Consider the following 21,877-nt stretch of genomic DNA (forward strand, 5'->3'; position numbering starts at 1 on the left):
ACGCCGGCCTGAGTCCAGAACAACAGCTGTACACAACAGGCTTCATGGGTTCTTGATCTCGGCACCGGCGCGCAGGTAGAACCACCAGTTCAACACCAGGCACACGGCGTAAAAGGCTGCGAAGCCGTACATCGCAATCTGCGGCGTGCCAGCCTTGATCTGCGCACCGATCACCACTGGGGCCACAAAAGCACCATAGGCAGCGATGGCAGATGTCCAGCCCAGCACGGGGCCGGCCTGCTGGCGGTCGAAGATGACGCCGATGGTGCGGAAGGTGGAGCCATTGCCGATGCCGCTGGCGAAGAACAGCACCAGGAACAGGCCCAGGAACATGGGAAACCAGGTCTCGGGCGTGGCCGAGCCATAGGCCTGCATCATCACGTAGCCCACGGCCACCGAGGCCACCACCATCACGGCCGAGATGACCTGGGTGACGATGGAACCGCCGACCTTGTCCGAGATCCAGCCGCCGATGGGCCGCACGGCCGCACCGATGAAAGGGCCCATCCAGGCGTAGGTCAGGGCCGAGGGCGCGTTCGGGTTCTTGAGCGTGTGCTGCATGACGCCAGCCGCGTCGGGCACATGGCTGATGCCGAAGATCACCGTGATGGCCAGCGGCAGCGCCATCGAGAAGCCGATGAAGGAGCCGAAGGTGACGATGTAGAGCGCGGTCAGCGACCAGGTGTGCTTGTTGCCGAAGATGGCGAACTGCTTGGCGATGTTGTCCTTCATGGTGCCGAAGGCGGTGAGCTTCATCACCATCAGGGTGCTGACGATGATCAGCGGCATGGCCAGCCACATGTTGAGCAGGCCCAGGCCGGTGGGCGCCGGCAGGTAGAGGTACAGACCGATGCCGGCCGGCACAAAGGACAGGGTGTAGAGCCAGACGATCTTGACGAAGGCGGCGAGGGTGCTGCCCAGGCTGCTGTCCACACCGGGCGAGACGGTGCGCAGGTTGTTCATGCCGAACCAGCACAGGATGGACAGGGGAACGAGCGAGAGCAGCCAGGCGAAGCCGGCGTTCTGTATCCAGGTGGGGGTGCCGGCGGCGATCTTGCCGAAGATCCAGCCGCTGTCCTTCACCAGCGTCATCGATTCGCCGCCGAGAGCGCCGAGCAAGGGCATGGTCATCACCAGCGGGATCACGATCTGCATGGTGGTGACGCCGAAGTTGCCCAGGCCGGCGTTCAGCCCCAGCGCGGTGCCCTGCAGCCGCTTGGGGAAGAAGGTGCTGATGTTGGACATGCTGGAGGCGAAGTTGCCGCCGCCCACACCCGACCACAGCGCCATCAGCTGGAAGGCCCACAGCGGCCAGTCCTTGTGCTGCAGCACGATGCCGGTGCCGATGGCGGGGGCCAGCAGCATGGCGGTGGTGAGGAAGATGGTGTTTCGCCCGCCCGAGAGCCGGATCAGGAAGGACGCCGGGATGCGCATGGTGGCACCGGCCAGGCCCGCGATGGCCGTCAGCGAGAACAGCTCGGCCTGGCTGAACGGGAAGCCCAGGTTGAGCATCTGCACGGTGATGATGCCCCACATGCCCCAGATGGCGAAGCCACACAGCAGGGCCGGCACCGACAGCCAGAGGTTGCGGTAGGCGATCTTCTTGCCGGTCTGCTCCCAGAAGCTGTCGTCCTCGGGGCGCCAGTCGTCCAGGGTCGCACCGGTCTTGGTGGAATTGTTCATGGTGGGCTTTCAGTGGTGCAGTGAAAAGGCTTGGGCCGCCGGCCCCATGACTTCGGCCTTGCGCACCTCGGTCCAGTACATCCAGATCAGCGAGACCCAGACCACGCCGTACATCAGCATGAAGGCGCTGGAGCGGATGCCGGTGAGGTCGACCAGCAGGCCGAACAGGATGGGCAGCACAAAGCCGCCCAGGCCACCGGCCAGGCCGACGATGCCGCTGATGGCGCCGATGTTCTGCGGGTAGTCGTCGGCGATGTACTTGAAGACGCTGGCCTTGCCGAAGGCCCAGGCCACGCCCAGCACGAACATCAGGCCGGTGAACATGTAGACGTTGAGACCGATGTGGAAGGTCTGCGGGCCGTTGATGGTGTTGACGGTGAAATCGGTCTGCGGGTAGCTCAACAGGAACAGGCAGATCCAGCTCACCCACATCACCCACCATGTCACGCTGTGGGCGCCGTACTTGTCGCTCAGCACGCCACCCACGGCGCGCAGCACGCCACCGGGCAGGGAGAAACAGGCCGCCAGCAGCGCGGCGATGCGGATGTCCAGGCCGTACTCGCCGATGTAGTACTGCACCATCCACAGGGCCAGCGCCACGTAGCCGCCAAAAACGATGCTGTAGTACTGGCAGTACTTGAGCACCTTGGGGTCCTTGAGGGCCTTGAGCTGGTCGCCAAAGGTCACGGTGCTGGGCACCAGGTGGCTGGGATCGCTGTGGCTGAACATCCAGAACAGCAACACCGTGCCGGCCATGATGGCGGCGTAGACCTGGGGCACGGCGGCCCAGCCAAAGGCCACCAGGATCACCGGCGCGACGAACTTGTTGACCGCCGAGCCCGAGTTGCCGGCCCCGTAGATGCCCATGGCCATGCCCTTCTGGTGCTGCGGGAACCAGCGCGCCACGTAGGGCGTGCCGACCGAGAAGGAGCCTCCGGCCAGGCCCACGAACAGGCCGATCACCAGGAAGTGCCAGTACTGGGTGGCGTAGCCCATCATCCAGATCGCCGGCACAGTCACGGCCATCAGCACCGCCATGACGATGCGGCCACCGTAGCGATCGGTCCAGATGCCCAGCGGCACGCGGATCAGCGAACCGGTCAGCACCGGGGTGGCGGTCAGCAGGCCGAACTGCGTGGCGTTGAGGTCCAGCAGCTTCTTGATCGGGATGCCGATCACGCCGAACATCATCCACACCATGAAACACACGGTGAAGGCCCAGGTGCTGACGATCAGCACCGACCAGGCCCGGCGTTTGTGTTGGATATCGCTTGTCATCGAAAGACTCCTTGGTGCATGCCCTCACTGTGCCGACGGCGGGCGCCGCCGGGTATCCCCCGGTCAGCCGATACGGGCAGGGCAAGCGAACGATGGCGGCCAGCGGCCTACTCCCAAAGGACGAGGTCCAGCCCCGGCCAGGTTCAGGTCTTGTGGGCCCGCATGAAGGCCTGCAGCTCCTTGTCGGAGCGGCGGATGTGCAGGGACAGCCAGTCGCGCAGCACGGTGGAGAGCTGCGCGGCCACCGTGATCTGCCCGGCCTCGTAGCGCTGCTGCAGCTCGCGCAGGCGCTCGACGAAATGCGCGTGCCCCTGGCGGTGCCCTTCCAGGCGGGGAAAACGCGCGGCCACCATCTGCGCCTCCTCGCGCTGCAGGTGTTCGGCCGTGTAGCGGATCAGCTGCTCCAGGATGCCGCCCACCACCTCGCGGCCGCGGCCCTCGGTGGTGGCGCTGTGCAGCTCGTTGACCAGCCGCACCAGGTGCTGGTGGTCGGCATCGATGGGACCGTGGTCGATCACCATGTCGTCTGCCCATTGGAAATAAGCCATGGCCTGCGCTCCGGTGGGGATCAGGCCTGGGTCAGGCGCAAGGGCGTGGCGAGCCCGCCGCGCAGGGTGAACACGCTGACCGCGTGCACCAGCTGCTGGGCCTGGTGCTCCAGCGACTGCGCCGCGGCCGCCGCCTCCTCCACCAGGGCCGCGTTCTGCTGCGTCACCTGGTCCATCTGGCCCACGGCCTGGCTGATCTGGTCGATGCCGGCGGTCTGGTCCTGGCTGGCGTGGGTGATCTCACGCATCAGGTCGGCCACGCGGCGCACATGCACCACGATCTCGTCCATGGTGCTGCCGGCCTGCTCGACCAGCTTGCAGCCCTCGCTGACGTTGGCGACCGAGTCGCCGATCAGGTCCTTGATCTCCTTGGCCGCCGTGGCCGAGCGGCCGGCGAGGTTGCGCACCTCGCTGGCCACCACCGCAAAGCCCCGGCCCTGCTCGCCCGCGCGGGCCGCTTCCACGGCGGCGTTGAGGGCCAGGATGTTGGTCTGGAAGGCGATGCCGTCGATCACGCCGATGATGTCGGCGATGCGGCGCGAGGAGTCGTTGATGGCCTCCATGGTCTCGACCACGCGGCCCACCACCGCCCCGCCCTGGACCGCCACCTCCGAGGCCGACTCGGCGAGCCGGTTGGCGTGCTGACCACTCTCGTAGTTCTGCTTGACCGTCTGCGCCAGCTCCTGCATGGAGGCCGAGGTCTGCTCCAGCGCGCTGGCCTGTTCCTCGGTGCGCGAGGACAGGTCCAGGTTGCCGGCGGCGATCTGGCTGGTGGCCGTGGCCATGGTGTCGGCGCCCTGGCGCACCCGGCCCACGATGTGGGTCAGGCTCTCGTTCATCTCGCCCAGCGCGGTCAGCAGCTGGCCACATTCGTCCTGGCTGCGCGCCACCACGGTGTTGTCCAAGTGGCCGGCCGCCACGCGGCGCGCGATCGCCACCGCCTCGCCCAGGGGCCGGGTGATGGAGCGCGTGACCCACCAGGCAAAGGCCACCGCCACCGCCACGCTGGCCGCGCCCAGCAGCAGCAGCAGGCGGCGCGACAGCGCGATGCTGGCCTGGACCTCGGCGCTGCTGGCCACCACGATGCGTTTCTGCAGCACGGCCAGGCGGTCGATGGGCCCTTGCAAGGCGTCCAGCGCGGGCAGGGTCTCGCTCAGCATCAGTCGGGTCGCGCCCTCGCGATCGCCGGCCTCGACAAGCTTGTCCACCTTGCCAAAAGACGCCACGTAGGCGCCGCGCGCGGTCTTGAGCGTGGCCAGCAGTTGCTGACCCTCGGGCAGGTAGATCAGGCGCTCCAGCGTGGCCAGCGCCTCGTCGATGGTTTTCTTGTTCTCGGCGATGCGGGCGCGCACCCGCACCAGCTGGGCCGCATCGCTGACGATCAGCAGCTCCATGGTGCGGCGCGCGTTGGCCCGGGTGGTGGCGTTGATGACACCGGCCGCCTCGGCCTTAACCCAGTCGGCCTCGATGATGCGGGTGTTGACCTCGGCCACCTGGCTGAAACGCAGGACGGCCAGGGCAATGGCCAGCACGGTGAACGCGATCAGCAGGCCGAAGCCGAGCGCGAGGCGCATTCCGATGCGCAGATTCTGAAAAGACATGACAACAACCTTCTGATGGGTGCCACGACTGTGCGCCGCCAGACGCCGGCCGAACATCCTTCGGACAGCCAGTCGCGCCCTGGCTGAAGGAGGATGGCCCGGCGCCGGCCATCGTTCGAAAGGCGTAGTGCCGTGGCGCGGCGCCACCAGGCCCTACCATGTGGCCCATGACCACCGGCCAACCGCTGCCGGGCTTTGGCGGCCCGTCGGCCAGCACCGAAGCCCCCCTGGAAATGCTCGCCGCCTGCCACGGCCGGGTGGAGCAGCAATGCGCCACCCTGCTGCGCCTGGCGCCCCACGTGGCGCTACACGGCGCCGACACCGCGGCCCGCCAGGCCGCGACGGCGGTGATGCGCTACTTCGACTCCGCCGCCGTGCACCACCACGCGGACGAGGAGGACGACCTGTTCCCGGCGCTGCGCGAGGCGCTGGCTGGCTCCGACGCGGTCTGTGTGGTGGCGCTGATCGACGCCCTGTGCGCCGACCACCGCGCGCTGGAGGCTCGCTGGCGCCGCCTGCGCGCCCAGCTGGCCGCCACCGTGGCCGGCGACGCCGGCGCGCTCACGGCCGACGAGGTGAACGGTTTCGTCGACGCCTACCGGCACCACATCGAACGCGAGGACACCGAGCTGCTACCGATGGCCGCGCGCGTGATCGACGACGCCAGCCTGCACCGTGTGGGCGAGGCCATGCGCGAACGCCGCGGCATCCCGCCGGTGCTGTGAAACCCATGCGCCCCATCCGCAGTGGCCGCCGCCGGGCTGGCTACGCCAGACGGCTGGTGTCGCCCCCTGGGGGGTGACGCCGAAGGCGGCGCGGGGGGGTCTAAACCACCCCGCGCTCGGTGGCATACACCGCCGCATGCACCCGGTTGCTGAGTTCGAGCTTGCGCAGGATGTGCTGCACGTGGATCTTGACCGTGGTCTCGGCGATGTCCAGCGCACGGGCGATGAGCTTGTTGCTGTCGCCGTGGGCGATCAGGCGCAGGATGTCGCGTTCGCGCGGCGACAGGCTGTGGATGCGGTCGGACGGGTCGGTGTCGAAACGCCGAGCCGTGGCCAGGCGAACCGGCTCGGAGGCGACGGGGGCTTCCGGGGCCAGCGCGGGGGCTTCCGGCGCCTCACGCAGCAGGCCCACCAGCTTGCCCATCATCTCCGGGCTGATGACGGAGTCGCCCTCCCAGACCTTCTGGATCGAGTCGGCCAGGTCCTGGGTGTCGATGGTCTTGAGCAGGTAGCCGTCGGCGCCGGCGCGCAGGCCGGCGGCCAGGTCGGCCTCGTTTTCGCTCACCGTCAGCATCAGCACCCGCACCTGGGGCAGCAGTTCCTTGAGGCCGGCGATGGCCGCGATGCCCGAGACCCCGGGCATGTGGTTGTCGAGCAGGATCAGGTCGGGCCGCAGCCGGGCCGCGCTCTGCAGGGCGCTGGTGGCGTCGCCAGCCTCGCCCACCACGCTGAAGCGGCGGTCCTGCGCCAGCAGCGCGACCAGGCCGCGGCGAAAGAGCTTGTGGTCGTCGACCACCAGCAGGCGGATGGGAGCGGACATGTCGGAGAGGTTCATTCAGGTGGCCAGTTCAATTTCAACCTGGGTGCCGGCGCCCGGTGCGGACAACACCTGCACCTGGGCCCCGATGCGTTCGGCGCGTTCGCGCATGATGTGCAGGCCCACGTGGGTGTCGCTGGCCGAGGCCGCCACGGCCTGGAAGCCGCGCCCGTTGTCGCGCACCACGAAGCGCCAGCGCGGGCCCTTCTCGACCGTGACGAAGACGTCGCTGGCGTCGGCGTGTTTGCGCACGTTGGACAAGGCCTCCTGCACCACGTGCAGCACCTGCAGCTGGACGTCGGAGGGCAGGGCGACGCCGTGCCCCTGCAGTTCGAGGTGGGCCTTGAGGCCGCTCTGGTGCTCGAACTTCTTGAGCGTGACGCGCAGCGCCTGCTCGATGTCGTCGCTGTTGGTGCGGGTGCGGAAATGCACCAGCAGTTCGCGCACGTCGTTGGTGCTTTCGCGCACGCCGACGTCGAGCTCGTCGATGATGGTCGACACGCCCTCGGTGTTGCCTCGCGACACGGCCTGGCGCAGCAGGGTGATCTGGATCTTGAGAAAGGCCAGCGACTGGGCGATGGAGTCGTGCAGCTCGCGCGCGAGCATGGTGCGCTCCTCGCTGACGGCGGCCTCGCGCACCAGGGCCTCGGTGCGCAGGTTTTCCACCGCGTTGGCCAGGTGGCCGGCCAGGGCGTCGTAAAGCGCGCGGTCCTCGTCGCCCAGCGTGGCCTCGCCCCGGTAGAACAGGTCGACCTCGCCCAGGATGCGCTGCTGCAGCCGGATGGGCACGCTGACGAGGCTGCTGTAGCCGGCCTTGGCGCAGCCGCCCAGGCGGTGGTCGTGGGTCGAGAGGATGGGGATCACCCGCGTGTGGGCAATGGCCTGCGGCTGGCCACAGGCGCACAGCCCGGCCTCCAGGCAGCGCTCCTCGCGCACCAGCTCCTCGGGCAGGCAGTCGCTGCCCAGCATGAGGTAGCGCTGGCTGGCTTCGTCGGACCAGCGCACCGCCACCGCATCGGCACCGCTGAGCTGGCGCACCTTCTGCGCAAAACCCTGGGCCAGCTCCTCCAGCGTGTGGACCTCGACCAGGAAGGTGCTGACCTCGTACAGCGCCGCCAGGCGCGCGCGTTTGGACTCCAGGTCGCGGGTCTTGTCCAACACCTTCTGCTCCAGCCCGTGGTAGAGCGCCTGCAGCGTCTTGGCCATGTGGTTGAAGCCGGCGGCCAGCTGGCCGAACTCGTCGGGGGCCTCGCTGGGCACGCGGATGGCGAAGTCGCCCGACTCGACGCGCTGGAAGGCGACACGCAGGCGCTGCAGCGGGTGGATCACGAACAGGTAGCCGACGTAGAGCGACAACACCGCGGCCACCACCGCCAGCGCCATCATCAGGAACTGGAACAGGTTGAGCACGGCCGTCAGCCGCGACATGGTCTTCTCGATCGCCATCACCAGCGCGTCCATCTGGACCACGAAGGCGTCGACATCGCGGGTCAGGCTGGCCTCATCGCGCCGAGGGTGCGTCCCCCATTCGCCGCGCAGGTCCTGCCAACTGGTCCGCAAGGACTCGAAACGCGCGCGGGTGTCTTCGTTCCACGGCACCGACAGGGGACGTTGCGGATCGCCCGAGGCCAGCAGGGCCAGCGTGCCATCGAACTCGCGCACCAGCGCCTGCACCTCCTGCGGCTGACGCCCGCCGTGCAGGGCGCTGGTCAGGCGCCAGGCCTGCATGCGCAGGCGCCCGGCCTCGTTGACGGCGGCGGCGCCGCCGTCAAGCTGGCGGGTGACCCACATGGTCAGGCCGATGGACACCAGCGCCAGCAACAGCAGTGCCAGGCCCATGGCCAGGAACTTGGTGGACAGCCGGCCACGCCAGCGCAAGGGGATCAGGGTCATCGAGGGCGGTCGGGGAGCCGTGGCCGGACAGGCGGCCGCAACGGTCAGGAAAATGTGTATTGTCCCGACGCCGGCACCGTCTTGTCCATCCTTGCCGGCGGCGGGCGTGGCGGCGGCATCGTTCTTTCGGCCTATGCCGCCCTGCGCGAGGCCACCGCCCGGGCCCGGCACGCCCATCGGTAGGATGGCGTTCTTTCGGCGACTGGGCCACAGTCAACCCATGGAGAAACCGATGATCGACCGGTCCGCGCCCGACGCGCCCTTGCCGACGGGCCCCGAACACGTGTGCTGGGCCGAGACCCTGCTGCACAGCCGCCGCACCACCCTGCCCAAGCGCCTGCGCGGCCCAGGGCCAGACGCCGCGCAGCAGGCGCAGATTCTGCGAGCCGCGGCGGCGGCGCCCGACCATGGGCAGTTGCTGCCCTGGCGCTTCATCGAGGTGCCCGAGGCCCGGCGGTCCGCGCTGGCGGCGGCCTTCGCCCAGGCCCTGCACGAGCGCGATCCGCTGGCCACCGCCGAGGAGCGCCAGCAGGCCGGCGACAAGGCCTTCCGCTCGCCCTGGCTGCTGCTGGCCGTGTGCGCGGTGCGTGGCGGCGACCCCGAGGTGCCGGCGCAGGAGCGCCTGCTGTCGGCCGGCTGCGCGCTGCAGAACATGCTGCTGATGGCCACGGCCATGGGTTTTGGCTCGGCCCTGACCAGTGGCAAGGCCATGCAGTCGGCGGCCCTGCGCACGCTGTTCGCCCTGGGCGCCGACGAGGACGCCCTGTGTTTCCTCAACGTGGGCCAGGTGATCGAGCCACGCCGGCCACGGCCGCGACCGTCGCCAGAGACCTACTTCAGCCGCCTGGGCTGAACGTCCTGTGGCGCCGCGCGCAGCGGAATCCGCAGCACCACCCAGGCCCCCACGCCGCCGCCCAGCAGCAGCAAGGCCAACAACCAGGGGCGCCCGGCCAGCAGCCAGGCCGAGAACACGACCATGGCACCCATGCTGCCCAGTGCCACCCAGCGCGTGCGTCGGGTCAGGCTGCGGTGGGTTTCCCAGTCACGCAGCGGCGGGCCCAGCCACGGGTGGTTCAGCAGCCAGCGGTGCAGCCTCGGCGAGGCCCGCACGAAACAGGCCGCCGCCAGCAGCACAAACGGCGTGGTCGGCAGGCCGGGCACGACCACGCCCACCAGGCCCAGCACCAGCGCGAGCAGGCCCACCGCGATCAGCAGCAGGCGCCGCCAGGCTGGCATGGCAGGGGACTCGCGCGGGTCGGTGGCGTCCATGCGGGCCATCATAGGACCAGCCGCCCCCTCGGGGAACTTGGCCGCGCCGACGCGCTCCATCCTGGCGTCATCCGCTCTTGAGACCTTCATCTTGTTACGCAGAACCTTGCTGTCCACCGGCGCCCTCGCCGGCCTGGGCGCCACCACCTTGCCGCTGGCCGCCGCCACCTGGGACCACCTGCGCGCCCTGCCCCGCAGCCCGCGCCTGCCGGTGCTGTTCCTGGGCCACGGCAGCCCCATGAACGCCATCGAGGACAACGCCTACCGGCGCAGCTGGCAGGCCCTGGGCGCCGAGTTCGGCACCCGCTACCCGCGCCCCAGCCTGGTCCTGTGTGTCTCGGCGCACTGGTTGACCCGGGGCTGGTGGCTGACCGGCATGGACAAGCCCAAGACCATCCACGATTTCGGCGGTTTTCCGCAGGCCTTGTTCGACCAGCGTTTCCCGGCGCCCGGCGCGCCCGCGGCGGCGCGCGAGATCGCCCGCGGCATCGCCTCGCCCCGCATCGCGCTGGACACCACCGAATGGGGCTTCGACCACGGCACCTGGTCGGTGCTCAAGCCCATGTTTCCGCAGGCCGACGTGCCGGTGGTGCAGCTCAGCATGGACTACGACCGGCCACCCCACGAACACCTGGCGCTGGGGCGCGAGCTGAAGGCGCTGCGCGAGCGCGGCGTGCTGATCGTGGGCAGCGGCAACATCGTGCACAACCTGCGGCGCACCCAGCGCGGCGCCTCGGCCATGCAGGCCCACGACTGGGCGCTGGCCTTCGACCAGGTGGTGACGCGCCAGCTGCAGGACGGCGCGCACGCGCAGCTGGCCGACTTCCAGAAGCTGGGCGAGGTGGCCCGCCTGGCCCACCCGACCTGGGAACACTACCTGCCGCTGCTGCACGCGGCCGGCGCGGTGGACGCGGGCGAGCCGCTGCGCTTCTTCAACACCAGCTACCAGTCCGCGTCCATCTCCATGCGCTCGGTGGTCTGGGGCTGAGACCCGCGCGGGGCCCCGCTCAGCGGGCGACCGCGATCACGCCACAGGCGATGCGCCGGCCCGAGTTGCCGGCCGGCTGCGACTGGTAGTCGTCGGGGTCGGCGTGGACCACCACGGCGCGGCCCAGGATGCCACCGGCGCTGTTGTCCAGTTTCAGGCCATGCACCTCGGCCCGGTAGTGGGCCTGGCCGCTGGCATCGGCCACCAGGTTGGGCAGATCGCCGGCGTGGCGCGGCGCCGCGCCGTGGTGGGCATGGGCACCCGGGTTGCCGTGGGGCTGGCCCGTCGGGTTGAAGTGGCCTTTGGCGCTGCTGGCATCGGCGGCGCTGCAGTCGCCGGCCTCGTGCACGTGGAAGCCGTGCTGGCGGCCCGGGGTCAGGCCACTGATGTGCGCTTCCACCAGCACCATGTCGCCCTTGGCGGAAAAGCCCACGGTGCCACCGACCTGGCTGCCCGAGCGGGCCTCCAGCCGGGCCTGGGGACCGGGCGCACCGCCGCCCATGGCGGCACAACCGGCCAGCAGGGCCAACACGGCGGTCGAACTCACGGCCAGCAAGGGCCAACGGGACAAGGGGGTCATGGGCATCTCCAGCGCTTGGGGGGGTTGAGGGATGGGCAAACGGCGTGACGGTAGCACAGGCCGAAGGCATGTCCCAACTTGATACAAGATCAAACACGCCAGGCGCGCCAGCCGCGCCCGGGCAGCGGAAAATCCGGGTTCTTCCCCACCGCCACCCATGGCCACAGGTGGCCCATCCATTCCACGCTCAGAACCGACCCATGCCCCGAGCCACCCTCTGGCGATTGCGCTTGCGAACCTGGCTGATCGCCCTGTCGCTGCTGGGCATGCTGCCCTTGCTGGTGTTCTCGGTGTCGGTGCTGTGGGCCTACTCGACCCACCAGCAGCGCGTGATCCTGGACGACCTGGCGCACCGCGCCGACGACCTGGCCCGCGCATCGGCCGAACGTGTCCACGTGGCCGTGAGTGCCCTGCACAGCCTGGCCGAGTCCGACGCCGCGCAGCAGCAGAACGTGCCGGCGCTGTACGCGCAGGCCCAGCGCATCCTGGGACACAACCCGGATTTCCGGGCCGTCACGCTGGCCGACGCCCAGGGCCAGATGGTGTTCCTGACCGCGATGCCGCTGGGCAGTCCGACCCTGTCCATCAACACGCCCGAGCTGGTGCAGCGCGCGCTGCAGTCGCGCGAGCCCAATGTGTCCGGCCCCTTCAAGTCGCCGACCAGCGCGCTGACCGTGGTGGCGGTGACGGTGCCGGTGGTCATCGGCGGCGAGGCGCGCTACGCCCTGCGCATGATCCTCACCACCGACTCCATCAACGAGCTGATCCAGCGACAGGCACTGCCCAGGGACTGGATCGCGGGCATCACCGACCGGCAGGGCCGGCTGCTGGCACGCAACCGGCTGCCCGAGCGCTTTGTCGGCGAGCTGGCCAGCCCGGACTTCGTGGCGGCGATCAACCGCGACGACGGGCGGATCTTCCAGGGCACCACGCTGGACGGCGTGCGCACCACCAACATCGTGCGGCCCATCCACGGCCGCGACTGGTACCTGGCTTTGGGCGTGCCCAACACCGTGCTCAACGAGTCGCTGCGCGACCTGCTGGTGCGCATGGTGCTGCTGGCGGCCGCCTGGCTGGGCCTGGCGCTGCTGACGGCGCGTTTTTTTGGTGCCTACCTGGTTCGCCAGATGCAGGCCGTGGCCACCGCCTTCCGGGGCGACGCCGCCACCCTGGCCCTGGGCACCACGGTGCGCATCACCGAGTTGTGGGAAATCTGCCAGAACCTGCTGGACGCGCGGCGCAAGGAAGCGCTGGCACGTTCGCGCCTGGACCTGGTGGCCATGCAGCGCGACGAGGTGCAGGACCTCTACGACCGTGCGCCCTGCGGCTACCACTCGCTGGACCGCCACGGCAACTACGTGCAGGTCAACCAGACCGAGCTGAACTGGCTGGGGGCCACGAAGGAGGAGGTGATCGGCCGGCCATTCACGGACTTCCTCAGCGACAGCAGCAAGCTCATCTTCGCCCAGACCTTTCCCGAATTCCTGGCGCGGGGTCACATCAAGGACGTGGAGTTCGAGCTGCGGCGCGGCACCGGCAGCCTGATGCCGGTGCTGGTGAGCGCCACCGCCATCCTCGACGAGGCCGGCGAGATGCTGATGAGCCGCAGCACGGTGTTCGACAACACCGACCAGAAGATGATGGAGGCGCAACTCGAACGGCTGGCCCGCACCGACATGCTGACCAGCCTGAGCAACCGGCGGGACTTCTACGACCAGGCCGAGCGCGAGATCGCCCGCGCCCGGCGGCATGGCGTGGCCCTGTCGCTCATGCTGCTGGACATCGACCACTTCAAGCAGGTCAACGACGTGCACGGCCACGCCGCCGGCGACGAGGTGCTGCGGCACCTGAGCCGCACCGTCGGCCAGGTGCTGCGCGAGACCGACCTGCCGGCGCGCCTGGGCGGCGAGGAGTTCGCGGTGCTGATGCCCGACACCGACCTGGACTCCGCCGCCGACGTGGCCGAGCGGCTGCGGCTCAAGCTCGGCAACACCCCGGCGGTGCTGGGCAGCGGCGCCGCGCTGGCCTACACGGTGTCGATCGGCGTTGCCGCGTGGGCCCAGGGCGACACCGACGTGGACGCTGCGCTGCAGCGCGCCGACGCGGCCCTCTACCGGGCCAAGCACGGCGGCCGCAACCAGGTCTGCCGCGAGGCTTGAACAGCGGCCGACGGTGCGGGCGCGGCGGCATTCAGAACGTGGTTACGTTCTCAGACCCGTATCACCTCGCCCTTCATCGACCAGAGGATGGCGAGCACCTCGTTGCGCACGGGGGGCTCGATGCCGCAGGACACCAGCGCGGCCATGGCATCGTCGATCACGGCCACGAACTCCTGCTCGCTGATGTTCATGCCCCGGTGGGTGGCGAGCATGTCCTTGCCGGCATAGGCCTCGGGGCCACCGGCGCCGGCGCAGAAGAAATCGATCACGTTGCGCTCCAGGCGGTCCATGTCTTGGATCTGCGCGTAGCGGTTGCTCACCAGCGGGTTGGCCAGGTGGTTCTGGATCAATGCCCGGGTGATGCGGGCAATGCCGTCGCGGCGGCCCAGGCGGTCGTAGAGGGTGGTGGTGGGCGTGTTCATGTCGGGCTCGGGTACAGGGAAGGTGAAAGGGGTGGCTCAGGCGTGCAGCAGCGCGTGGGTCGGGCTGAGCTGACGCATCCACGACGCGTATTCCAGCTGGCCCGGGTCCGGCGCTGGGTCGAACAGCGCGTGGTGCAGGCTGTTCAGCTGGCCAAACAGCGCCTGCTCCAGTTCGAGCAACGACTGCTGCGTCAGCGGCTGCGGCAAGGTCAGCACGGCCAGCCCCTGGCTGGGCAGGGGCAGGTTCAGTTGGGTGGCGGTCATGGTGGGCTCCTCGAACAGATGACAGACCGACATCGGCCTGCGGAACACAGCATCCCCACCCGCCGTTCCTGAAACGTTCCTGGCCACTTCCGGGCTTGTGCGGACGGCCGCTCGCCTTCAGACTCGCCACATGGAGCACCTGACGCCTTCGCCGGCTGCCGACGAGCCGCCCTCGCGGCTGGACATCGGCCTGCTGGGCCGCTTCGCCGTGGCGGTGGACGGCGTCGAGATCGCGGCCGAGCACTGGCCCAGCCTGCGCGCCACCCACCTGGTCCAGCTGCTGAGCCTGCAGCCAGGGCACCGCCTGTCGCGCGATCTCGCCATCGACGCCCTGTGGCCGGCGCTGGACCCCGAAGCCGGCGCGGCCAACCTGCGCAAGGCGCTGCACCACGCGCGGCAGGCGCTGGGCCGGCACGATGCCGTCACCCAGCAGGCGGGTGAACTCGTGTTGTGGCCCGGGCGGCCGGTGGACGTGGACGCCGACCGCTTCGAACAAGGCGCCGCGCAGGCCTTGCAGCAGCACGATGCGGCGGCCTGCGCCGAAGCGGCCGGCCACTACGCCGGCAAGCTGCTGCCCGGCACGGGCTATGAACCCTGGACCGAACCGGCCCGCGAGCGCCTGCAGGCGCGCTACCTGGAGTTGCTGCGCGCCAGTGCGCAGTGGGAACGCCTGGCGCAGCAGGACCCCACCCACGAGGCGGCCCACCGGGCGCTGATGCAGCGCGAACTGGACGCCGGCAACCGCGCCGCCGCGCTGCGCTGGTACGCGCAGCTGCGCGAAGCGCTGCAGCACACCTTGGGCGTGGCGCCCGACGCCCGGACCGAGGCCCTGTACGAACGCTGCGTGGCCGGCCTGCAGACCGCCGGACCGGCCTTTGTGGGCCGCGCCCAGGAACTGGCACAGGTGACGGCCTGGCTGGGCCTGCCGCCCACGGAGCGTCCGGGTGGCATCGTGCTGCGCGGGCCGGCCGGCATGGGCAAAAGCGCCCTGTGCCGCGAAATCGGCGCACAGGCGCGCGGGCGCGGCTGGCGGGTGCTGCGCATCGACGCCACCGACACCGGCCGCACCTACGGCGCCATCGCCACCGTCGCCGAGCGGCTGATCCTGGACAACCGCGCCCTGCTGGACCAGATCGGCGCGCCGGCCCACACGGTGCTGGCGTCGCTCAGCCCTTTGGCGGCGCCGGCCAAGGCCGCGCTGGGTCCCCTGGGTCGGCACCAGGTGGTGGGCGCGATCCGGCGCCTGCTGCTGGCGGCGGCGGCGGGCGACCCGCTGCTCCTGCTGCTCGACGACGCGCACCTGATCGACGATGCCGATGTCGACGTGCTGCTGCAACTGGCCATGGCGGGACCGCCGCTGTGCGTGCTGCTGGCCACACGGCCCGTGCCAACGGCCACGGCCCTGGCGCGTGGCGAGGCGCGGCTGCTGCGCGCCGGTGTGTTGCGCGCCTTGCCCCTGCCCCCGCTGGACGAGGACGAGTGCCGCCGCCTGGTGGACCGCGCCCTGCCGGCGCCCCAGGCCGACGCGGTGGTGTCGCGCATCGTGCAGGCGGCCGAAGGCAACCCGTTTGCCGCCATCGAACTGGCGCGCTGCGCCACCGGCCACCCGGACGGGCCGCTGCCGGGCAGCACCGCCGAGGCCATCACCACGCGGCTGTGCGACGCACCGGCCGACGCCCAGGCCCTGCTGCGCTGGCTGGCGCTGTGTGGCGACGAACTGGACCACCACACCGTGGAGGCCCTGGCGGCGCTGGCGCAGACACCCGGCCTCGCGGCGCTGGACGGCGCGCTGGCGGCCGGCGTGCTGGTGCTGTCGAGCGGTCGCTACCGTTTTCGGCACGAGCTGGTGCGCCAGGCCCTGATCGAGCAGGTGCCGCCACACCGCCGCGCCCGGATGCACCGCGACATCGCCACCCGGCTGGCCGAGACCGATGCCACGCCGGCCAGCGTGGCGCGGCACTGGCTGGACGCTGGCCAGCCCCGCCAGGCCCTGCCCTGGCAGCTGGCGGCCGCCCGGCAGGCCGTGCGCCTGGCCGCCTTCAGCGACGCCCTGCGCCACCTCGCGCCCCTGCTGGCCTTCGAGCCCCAGCACGCCGAGGCACTGCGGCTGCGGGCCGAGGCCCTGGACGCGCTCGGCGACCCCGCCGCCATGGCCGCCTACCGGCTCGCGGCCGACGCGGCCGGCGAACCCGACAGCCACAACCTGCGGGCCAAGGCGGCGCTGGCGCAGGTCAAGCAGGGCGATCCCAAGGGCGCGCTGCTGGCCCTGGTCGGCCTGTCGCCGACCTCGGTGGACGGCCGCCTGAGCGAAGCCCTGGCCTACAGCGGCGCGGCGGCGCTGGGGGCGGCCGATCCCGCGATGGGCACCGCCAAGGCGGCGGTGGCGCGCAAGCTGGCGCTCGAATCCGGGGACACGGCCGCGCTGGTGATCGCCTCGTGGGCACAGGCGGCGGCGGCGCACGCGCGTGGCGAGCTGCACCGCAGCGTGTGGGCCGATCTGCAGGAAACCCGCCATGTGCCCCACCTGGCCTTGCGGGTGTTCGACGGCCACCTGTGCATCACCCAGCGTTTTCTCTATGGCGCCCGCCCCTATGCCGACGTGATCGCGTTCGCCAACGCCCTGGCCACCGAGGCACAGCGCCTGGGCGCCGCCCGTGGCCACGCGTTTGGCGTGACCCTGCGGGGCGAGGCCGAATGGCTGGCCGGCGACCTGGCGGCGGCACGGACACACCTGCGCGAAGGCGCGCGGCTGCACCGCGCGATCGGCGGGCCGGTGGGCGAGGCCCTGGCCCTGCAGCGGCTGGCCGAGCTGCACCTGCACGAAGGCCGGCGCGGCGAGGCCCGGGCCTTGCTGGACGAAGCGCTGGACCTGGCGCGCCAGACCGACATCGGCTTTCACCTGCTCGACCGCATCTACGGCACCCGCATCCGCCTGCACGCCCACGACCCGGCGGCCGCGCTGCACGTGATGGAAGACGCCAGCGAATCGGTGCGCGGGCCGCTGGAAACCTGCCCGGGCTGCCGCATCACCTTCGCGGTGCCGGCCGCCGTGGCCGCGGCCCGAGCCGGCGAAGTCGCCCTGGCCGAGCAACACGAGGCGCAATGCGCCTACCTGGCCGACGTGGTGATGCGCCTGCCCGCCTGGCACGCGGCCCACGACGAGGTGCGGGGCCACATCGCCGCCGCGCGGGCCACGCAGCGGGCCACACAGCGAGATGAGGCGGTGGCACGGTTCGCGGCAGCGGCCACGCGCTTCCGCTCGGCCGGCCACCCCCTGGACGCGGCGCGCTGCGAGCGCCTGGCCACGGACGTGGCCCTCGGCGGACGGCCCAGCGGCGCCTGAGCGCCGCGATCAAGGCAGGTCAGGCCGTGGCGGCGCCGGCCTTGTCGAAGCTGTACTGGCCGCTGCTGGCGTCGAAGGCGCGCGGGGCCAGGTCACCGGCCTGGTAGGCCCGGCCGGTGACCTTCTGGTACTGGTCCAGGATGCCCTGTGTCACCGGGATGCCCGCCTCGGTCAGCATGGCCGGGAGGTAGGCCGCCGGGTCGGCGCCGTTGCACATCGCCCCCCCGCCCAGCACCATGCAGCTGTTGCCCTGGCCCTGCGACACCATCAGCGCGCGGATCGAGGCGCGGTTGTCCTGCGCCCGGGTGTAGTCCTCGGTCCAGCCGTACTGCTTGGCACGCTCGGCGATGCCGGGATTGGCCGGCACATAGGTGCTGGGCGTGGCGGCCGCGCGGGCGGTGGACGCCGGCGCGCGGCTGAGCAACAAGGCGGCCAGCTCCGACCGCGGCGCCGGGCTGGCGCTGGCCGTGGCCTGCGCGCAGCGCTGGGCGGTGCTGCTGGCCAGCTGGTCGCGGAAGCTGGTGCCCGGCCGGGGCGATGCCAACGCGCCAGCCGTCTTGTCGGCGGCGCCCCTGGCGGCCTGGAAAGCGGCCGTGCGGGCGTTGGCGGAGGAGAAAAGCAGGTTCAGGTTCATGGCGCGCGGTCCGGTTCGGATGCCAGGCAGACCTGTGTCCATGCCCGGTGCTGGTCTGAGTGTGCGCCGGTCCGTGCGCGGCGATGGGCGGATAAGTGGGGGGATTGCCTGCCGATTCGGGAGGCGTGCATGCAAACGAGCCACCCCAGAAACGACAAAGCCCTTGATGATCAAGGGCCTGGGCGTTTGCTGGTGCGGCTGGCGGGGATCGAACCCACGACCCTCGGCTTCGGAGGCCAAGAAACCATCTGGTTGTCAGATGGTTTGGCTGGTTGACGTGCTGCGCAGAACGGCAGCAATCGTTGATTTTCATAGGGAAACGGTTGTCCGGCTTTTCAGCCTCAGATGGACAGATGGTTTCGATCATCACCGATTGATGTCCATCATATCTGCTTTTTCAAAAACACCGATCTATCGGTCAAGAGACGATTGGTCCACATTTTTGGCCACCCCCATTGGCCAAATGAACAGACTGCTCAGGTCATGGGTCACCAGCGTAGCTAGCGGCTTGAGCCGAGGATTGTCCTCACTCCATTGGCGTCAAAACGAAACGTTCGATTCGATTTTTGGCGTCATCGAACGCCATCCACAAGAATCGAAACCCTTGCTTCGATTCCTTGTGTGCTTGGGGCATTGAGCGATAAAATCGAAACGAATATTTCGATTTCTTCTGCACCATGCACATCCCCATCAACCAAGTATCAGACGTTGGAAACGCCATCCTGGCGGTCCGCAAGGAAAGCGGCGTACGTCAGGACGACGCGGCCGGCAGCGCGGGCGTGAGCCACGTGTTCCTGCGCGACCTGGAGCGCGGCAAGGAGACGGTGCAGTTCGGGCGCGTACTTCGTGTGCTCGAAGAACTGGGCATCCGGATGGTTCTGGAGATTCCGAGCACCGCCGAGGCGCGCTTCTTGGCCCTGTCAGGAAAGCCTTCGCCCAACCCGTCGGCGGGTGAAGACACCGAGCGCAAGGACCCCATGTGAGCGAGCGCCGCCTTCAGGTCCTGATCAACGGCGAGATGGTGGGCACGCTGGTTGATTCAAACAACGTCTGGGGCTTCCAGTACGACAGTGCCTGGCTGAATACACCGAAGGCCTTTGCGCTATCCCCAGCGTTGCCACTCGGGCCGCAGACGGTGCTGGACGGCTCGACCTTCCGTCCGGTGCAGTGGTTCTTCGACAACCTGCTGCCAGAAGACAGGTTGCGGGAGGTCATTGGCCACGAAGAGGGCATCCTGGCCGCGGACGCCTTTGGACTGCTGGAGCGCTTGGGCGCGGAGTCGGCGGGCGCCGTGGTGCTCCAGCTGCCCGGGGCGCCCGAAGCACCCAAAGGCCTTCAGGCCTTGCCCTGGCCGGCGCTGACAAAGCGAATCCGCCAGTTGCCGACCGCCTCGCTGAGCCAACAGGCACCCAAGCGCATGTCCCTGGCGGGAGCTCAGCACAAGATGGTCGTGAACTTTGACCCGGCGACGGGTCAACTTGAAGAACCCCTGAAGGGAACGCCGTCCACACACATCCTCAAGCCAAACTCGACCGCACCGGGCTACCCACATTCCGTGGTCAACGAGACCTTCACGATGCGCCTGGCGGCGACGCTTGGCCTGAACGTGCCCAGGGTATGGCGGCTGTATGTCCCGGAACCGGTGTTCATCATTGAACGATTCGACCGTCGGTGGGGGCCGCAAGCGTCCGAGCCCCTGCGTCTGCACACACTGGACGGCTGCCAATCCCTGAACGAGAGTGGTGTCTTCAAGTACACCAGCGCCACGTTCCCCAAGCTCAAGGAGCTCATCGGGCAGTGTCGCAACAAGGCGGCGGCCCGGATGGAGGTGTTTCGGTGGATCCTGTTCAACACCCTGGTGGGCAACTCCGATTGCCACCTCAAGAACATCTCGTTCCTGATCGATCGCGAGGGCCAACGTGTGGCCCCCTTCTACGACCTCCTGTGCACGGCGGTGTACCACACGCGGGTCTACGCCGATGAGGGCGCCGTTTGGCCGGACGAAGCCCTGGCCATGCCTGTGGCGGGCGCCACGCGGTTTGGTCATGTGACTCGGAACAAACTGATTGAAACCGGCATTCAACTGGGTCTGGCGACCAAGACCGCCGAGCGCGTGACCCACCAAATGGTGGACAAGCTTCCAGGGGCGGTGGACACCCTGATCGCACAGATGGATGACGAATACGACGACGCTAACTTGATGGGAAACGCCGACGAGACGACCCGAGGCGCGGAGCGGCAACTGCTGCGAGCGATACGGCATGTGGTGATCGGCGACATGTTGTCGAACGTCGCAACGCCAGGTTGAGGCAGATCTTCGACATCCAAACCGGACACAACACCCTGATTTTTAAGAAATCAGCACTCTTCTAAGTGCAAGTGCCTCCTGGGGATTTGCCAAACCGTCGAAGCCCTTGCGCGCTATGGTTTCAGTGTTTCATCTGCCATTGCCATCGGCGAGACCGCTGTCTCCCGCATCACCGCCTCGGTCGATCTGTAGCGTTCTGCCATCTCGCGCTCGTGGTCGGTAAGCAGTTGGGCTTGCATGTAGGCCCCCAGCGCCCGTGCGTGTCCGACAATGAACTCGCCAAAGGGGCGGCGCTGGTTGTCGTAGGCTTTGAGTGCAGAAGAAACGCCGCTTGCGTCGGACAAGGCACGCACCAACGCAACTGCGTCGCCGCCCGCTTTCGTGACACCCATACCGCAGTGCGGGCGGGCAACAAATGCAGCGTCACCCAACAGCGCTATGCGGCCAAACGCCAACTGCGAACTCTCCAGATCGAAGATCGGTTGGAAAAAGAGCGACTCCGTCTTCTCCACCACTTCAGCAAACTGTGGCGCCAGAACGTCATGAGCCGCCCGCCGCGTTTGGGAGAGTATCGATGGACGGATCAGCGGAGGTGGAATGCCATCGTGCCAAACCTTGCCGCTCGAATCGGTCAGCATGTCCTTGAGTGTCGCGTGCTCCTCGGCTGGGCGATACCACACGAAATTGAAGCGGCGCGTGCCAGGAATGACCGAATTGTTCTTACCCGCAACCGGGTAGGCGATCATTTGCTCCTGAGGAGGTAGCCCAAACGCGAAGAAGGGAAAGAGCTCCTGGAGTGTGCGCGCGGAGAGTGCCGACTCCTCCACGAGCCCCCTCCAGGCGACATAGCCAGCGTACTTTGGTGTGGTCTGCGGCAGAAGGCTGTTTCGTACGACCGAGCGAACGCCGTCTGCAGCAACCAGCAACGAGGCGGCGGTCGCCGTGCCATCCGAGAAGGACGCCGTGACACCATGCGCGTCCTGAGAGACCGACACCAGCTGTTTGCCGTTGTGATAACGGTCCTCCGGGAATGCCGATTTCAGTACGCTGTACAACCGTCCCCATGCCGTCAGTACCTGGGGCAGTGGCTGTTTGAGTTCCATCGTGCCATCCAGCCTGAGCGTGACCCGCTCTTGGACGGAGATGCCGATGGTTTCATCAATCACGACCCCCGCCATCTCCAACGCCGTCATCAACTCCGGATGCGTAACGATACCCGCACCTCGCCCTTCCAGGGCTTCAGACACCCGCTCGTAGACGTGAACGTCCCAGCCGGCGCGATACAACATGTTGGCTGCGAGCAGCCCTCCAAGCGAACCACCGATGACGATGGCGGATTTCGACTGTTCCATTTGTGTCTCCTTG

The 21,877-nt window shown here is 69.0% G+C and carries 19 protein-coding genes; 7 read left to right on the forward strand and 12 right to left on the reverse strand.

Features of this window, described 5'->3' with window-relative positions:
• Positions 1–42: 42 nt before the first annotated feature.
• The 4 genes from AAHB17_RS18745 to AAHB17_RS18760 all read right to left on the reverse strand — a co-directional run bounded on the left by AAHB17_RS18745 (position 43) and on the right by AAHB17_RS18760 (position 5,110).
• Positions 43–1,683: an MFS transporter gene (locus AAHB17_RS18745; RefSeq protein ID WP_342132306.1), complete on the reverse strand. Its 1,641-nt coding sequence runs from the start codon at positions 1,681–1,683 to the stop codon at positions 43–45.
• A gap of 9 nt (positions 1,684–1,692) precedes the next feature.
• Positions 1,693–2,961 (reverse strand): MFS transporter, encoded by a 1,269-nt coding sequence (locus AAHB17_RS18750; protein ID WP_342132307.1) that lies wholly within the window; start codon positions 2,959–2,961, stop codon positions 1,693–1,695.
• Positions 2,962–3,104: 143 nt separating this feature from the next.
• A complete protein-coding gene (locus AAHB17_RS18755; RefSeq protein WP_342132309.1) occupies positions 3,105–3,509 on the reverse strand; it encodes a bacteriohemerythrin in 405 nt (134 codons plus the stop codon).
• 20 nt (positions 3,510–3,529) lie between these two features.
• Entirely contained in the window at positions 3,530–5,110 is a 1,581-nt protein-coding gene (locus AAHB17_RS18760) for a methyl-accepting chemotaxis protein (RefSeq protein WP_342132310.1), read from the reverse strand.
• 158 nt (positions 5,111–5,268) lie between these two features.
• On the opposite strand from AAHB17_RS18760, the gene AAHB17_RS18765 reads away from it, so the two are divergent.
• Positions 5,269–5,835 carry a hemerythrin domain-containing protein gene (locus AAHB17_RS18765; RefSeq protein ID WP_446719621.1) on the forward strand — a complete coding sequence of 189 codons (567 nt, stop codon included), beginning with the start codon at positions 5,269–5,271 and terminating at the stop codon, positions 5,833–5,835.
• Between the two features lie 100 nt (positions 5,836–5,935).
• On the opposite strand, the gene AAHB17_RS18770 is transcribed toward AAHB17_RS18765, so the two are convergent.
• Both AAHB17_RS18770 and AAHB17_RS18775 read right to left on the reverse strand, forming a co-directional pair.
• Positions 5,936–6,670 carry a response regulator gene (locus AAHB17_RS18770; RefSeq protein WP_342132311.1) on the reverse strand — a complete coding sequence of 245 codons (735 nt, stop codon included), beginning with the start codon at positions 6,668–6,670 and terminating at the stop codon, positions 5,936–5,938.
• Positions 6,671–8,545, reverse strand: coding sequence for a type IV pili methyl-accepting chemotaxis transducer N-terminal domain-containing protein (locus AAHB17_RS18775; protein ID WP_342132312.1), 1,875 nt, complete (start codon positions 8,543–8,545; stop codon positions 6,671–6,673).
• Between the two features lie 232 nt (positions 8,546–8,777).
• Between AAHB17_RS18775 and AAHB17_RS18780 the strand changes: the two genes are divergently transcribed.
• Positions 8,778–9,398, forward strand: coding sequence for a nitroreductase family protein (locus AAHB17_RS18780; protein WP_342132313.1), 621 nt, complete (start codon positions 8,778–8,780; stop codon positions 9,396–9,398).
• Here the strand turns inward: AAHB17_RS18780 and AAHB17_RS18785 are convergent.
• Positions 9,377–9,814, reverse strand: a complete 438-nt coding sequence (locus AAHB17_RS18785; RefSeq protein WP_342132314.1) for a YbaN family protein — start codon at positions 9,812–9,814, stop codon at positions 9,377–9,379. The two genes, AAHB17_RS18780 and AAHB17_RS18785, sit on opposite strands and share 22 nt — an antisense overlap.
• Positions 9,815–9,962: 148 nt before the next feature.
• On the opposite strand from AAHB17_RS18785, the gene ygiD reads away from it, so the two are divergent.
• The gene (gene ygiD / locus AAHB17_RS18790; protein ID WP_342132353.1) at positions 9,963–10,802 is read left to right on the forward strand and encodes a 4,5-DOPA-extradiol-dioxygenase; all 840 of its coding nucleotides are present in this window, start codon (positions 9,963–9,965) and stop codon (positions 10,800–10,802) included.
• Between the two features lie 19 nt (positions 10,803–10,821).
• Here the strand turns inward: ygiD and AAHB17_RS18795 are convergent, their stop codons facing one another.
• On the reverse strand, positions 10,822–11,382 hold the full coding sequence (locus tag AAHB17_RS18795; protein ID WP_342132316.1) for a superoxide dismutase family protein: 561 nt from the start codon (positions 11,380–11,382) through the stop codon (positions 10,822–10,824).
• Between the two features lie 230 nt (positions 11,383–11,612).
• Between AAHB17_RS18795 and AAHB17_RS18800 the strand changes: the two genes are divergently transcribed.
• Positions 11,613–13,541, forward strand: a complete 1,929-nt coding sequence (locus AAHB17_RS18800; protein ID WP_342132317.1) for a sensor domain-containing diguanylate cyclase — start codon at positions 11,613–11,615, stop codon at positions 13,539–13,541.
• A gap of 50 nt (positions 13,542–13,591) precedes the next feature.
• On the opposite strand, the gene AAHB17_RS18805 is transcribed toward AAHB17_RS18800, so the two are convergent.
• Together AAHB17_RS18805 and AAHB17_RS18810 are read right to left on the reverse strand one after the other, a co-directional pair.
• The gene (locus tag AAHB17_RS18805; RefSeq protein ID WP_342132318.1) at positions 13,592–13,963 is read right to left on the reverse strand and encodes a group I truncated hemoglobin; all 372 of its coding nucleotides are present in this window, start codon (positions 13,961–13,963) and stop codon (positions 13,592–13,594) included.
• 36 nt (positions 13,964–13,999) lie between these two features.
• Entirely contained in the window at positions 14,000–14,227 is a 228-nt protein-coding gene (locus AAHB17_RS18810) for a hypothetical protein (RefSeq protein ID WP_342132320.1), read from the reverse strand.
• Between the two features lie 130 nt (positions 14,228–14,357).
• On the opposite strand from AAHB17_RS18810, the gene AAHB17_RS18815 reads away from it, so the two are divergent.
• Complete coding sequence (locus AAHB17_RS18815; protein WP_342132323.1) at positions 14,358–17,570, forward strand: AAA family ATPase; 3,213 nt, start codon at positions 14,358–14,360, stop codon at positions 17,568–17,570.
• A gap of 19 nt (positions 17,571–17,589) precedes the next feature.
• Here the strand turns inward: AAHB17_RS18815 and AAHB17_RS18820 are convergent, their stop codons facing one another.
• Positions 17,590–18,204: a hypothetical protein gene (locus AAHB17_RS18820; protein WP_342132325.1), complete on the reverse strand. Its 615-nt coding sequence runs from the start codon at positions 18,202–18,204 to the stop codon at positions 17,590–17,592.
• Between the two features lie 677 nt (positions 18,205–18,881).
• On the opposite strand from AAHB17_RS18820, the gene AAHB17_RS18825 reads away from it, so the two are divergent.
• Both AAHB17_RS18825 and AAHB17_RS18830 read left to right on the forward strand, forming a co-directional pair.
• Positions 18,882–19,187 carry a helix-turn-helix domain-containing protein gene (locus AAHB17_RS18825; protein ID WP_342132326.1) on the forward strand — a complete coding sequence of 102 codons (306 nt, stop codon included), beginning with the start codon at positions 18,882–18,884 and terminating at the stop codon, positions 19,185–19,187.
• Complete coding sequence (locus AAHB17_RS18830) at positions 19,184–20,512, forward strand: HipA domain-containing protein (RefSeq protein WP_342132327.1); 1,329 nt, start codon at positions 19,184–19,186, stop codon at positions 20,510–20,512. The genes AAHB17_RS18825 and AAHB17_RS18830 overlap by 4 nt, the downstream gene beginning before the upstream one ends.
• A 113-nt stretch (positions 20,513–20,625) precedes the next feature.
• Here AAHB17_RS18830 and AAHB17_RS18835 read toward each other — a convergent pair whose 3' ends face one another.
• Positions 20,626–21,864: an FAD binding domain-containing protein gene (locus AAHB17_RS18835; RefSeq protein ID WP_342132354.1), complete on the reverse strand. Its 1,239-nt coding sequence runs from the start codon at positions 21,862–21,864 to the stop codon at positions 20,626–20,628.
• Positions 21,865–21,877 lie beyond the last annotated feature (13 nt).

It is taken from the genome of Hydrogenophaga sp. OTU3427 (genome assembly GCF_038440225.1).
Taxonomy (GTDB): domain Bacteria; phylum Pseudomonadota; class Gammaproteobacteria; order Burkholderiales; family Burkholderiaceae_C; genus Hydrogenophaga.

What these genes read in the sequence shown, in the direction of transcription:
- AAHB17_RS18745 (WP_342132306.1), bottom strand. Translation starts at nt 1,683, where the DNA reads ATGAACAATTCCACCAAGACCGGTGCGACCCTGGACGACTGGCGCCCC.
- AAHB17_RS18750 (WP_342132307.1), bottom strand. Translation starts at nt 2,961, where the DNA reads ATGACAAGCGATATCCAACACAAACGCCGGGCCTGGTCGGTGCTGATC.
- AAHB17_RS18755 (WP_342132309.1), bottom strand. Translation starts at nt 3,509, where the DNA reads ATGGCTTATTTCCAATGGGCAGACGACATGGTGATCGACCACGGTCCC.
- AAHB17_RS18760 (WP_342132310.1), bottom strand. Translation starts at nt 5,110, where the DNA reads ATGTCTTTTCAGAATCTGCGCATCGGAATGCGCCTCGCGCTCGGCTTC.
- AAHB17_RS18765 (WP_446719621.1), top strand. Translation starts at nt 5,269, where the DNA reads ATGTGGCCCATGACCACCGGCCAACCGCTGCCGGGCTTTGGCGGCCCG.
- AAHB17_RS18770 (WP_342132311.1), bottom strand. Translation starts at nt 6,670, where the DNA reads ATGAACCTCTCCGACATGTCCGCTCCCATCCGCCTGCTGGTGGTCGAC.
- AAHB17_RS18775 (WP_342132312.1), bottom strand. Translation starts at nt 8,545, where the DNA reads ATGACCCTGATCCCCTTGCGCTGGCGTGGCCGGCTGTCCACCAAGTTC.
- AAHB17_RS18780 (WP_342132313.1), top strand. Translation starts at nt 8,778, where the DNA reads ATGATCGACCGGTCCGCGCCCGACGCGCCCTTGCCGACGGGCCCCGAA.
- AAHB17_RS18785 (WP_342132314.1), bottom strand. Translation starts at nt 9,814, where the DNA reads ATGGACGCCACCGACCCGCGCGAGTCCCCTGCCATGCCAGCCTGGCGG.
- AAHB17_RS18795 (WP_342132316.1), bottom strand. Translation starts at nt 11,382, where the DNA reads ATGACCCCCTTGTCCCGTTGGCCCTTGCTGGCCGTGAGTTCGACCGCC.
- AAHB17_RS18805 (WP_342132318.1), bottom strand. Translation starts at nt 13,963, where the DNA reads ATGAACACGCCCACCACCACCCTCTACGACCGCCTGGGCCGCCGCGAC.
- AAHB17_RS18810 (WP_342132320.1), bottom strand. Translation starts at nt 14,227, where the DNA reads ATGACCGCCACCCAACTGAACCTGCCCCTGCCCAGCCAGGGGCTGGCC.
- AAHB17_RS18815 (WP_342132323.1), top strand. Translation starts at nt 14,358, where the DNA reads ATGGAGCACCTGACGCCTTCGCCGGCTGCCGACGAGCCGCCCTCGCGG.
- AAHB17_RS18820 (WP_342132325.1), bottom strand. Translation starts at nt 18,204, where the DNA reads ATGAACCTGAACCTGCTTTTCTCCTCCGCCAACGCCCGCACGGCCGCT.
- AAHB17_RS18825 (WP_342132326.1), top strand. Translation starts at nt 18,882, where the DNA reads ATGCACATCCCCATCAACCAAGTATCAGACGTTGGAAACGCCATCCTG.
- AAHB17_RS18835 (WP_342132354.1), bottom strand. Translation starts at nt 21,864, where the DNA reads ATGGAACAGTCGAAATCCGCCATCGTCATCGGTGGTTCGCTTGGAGGG.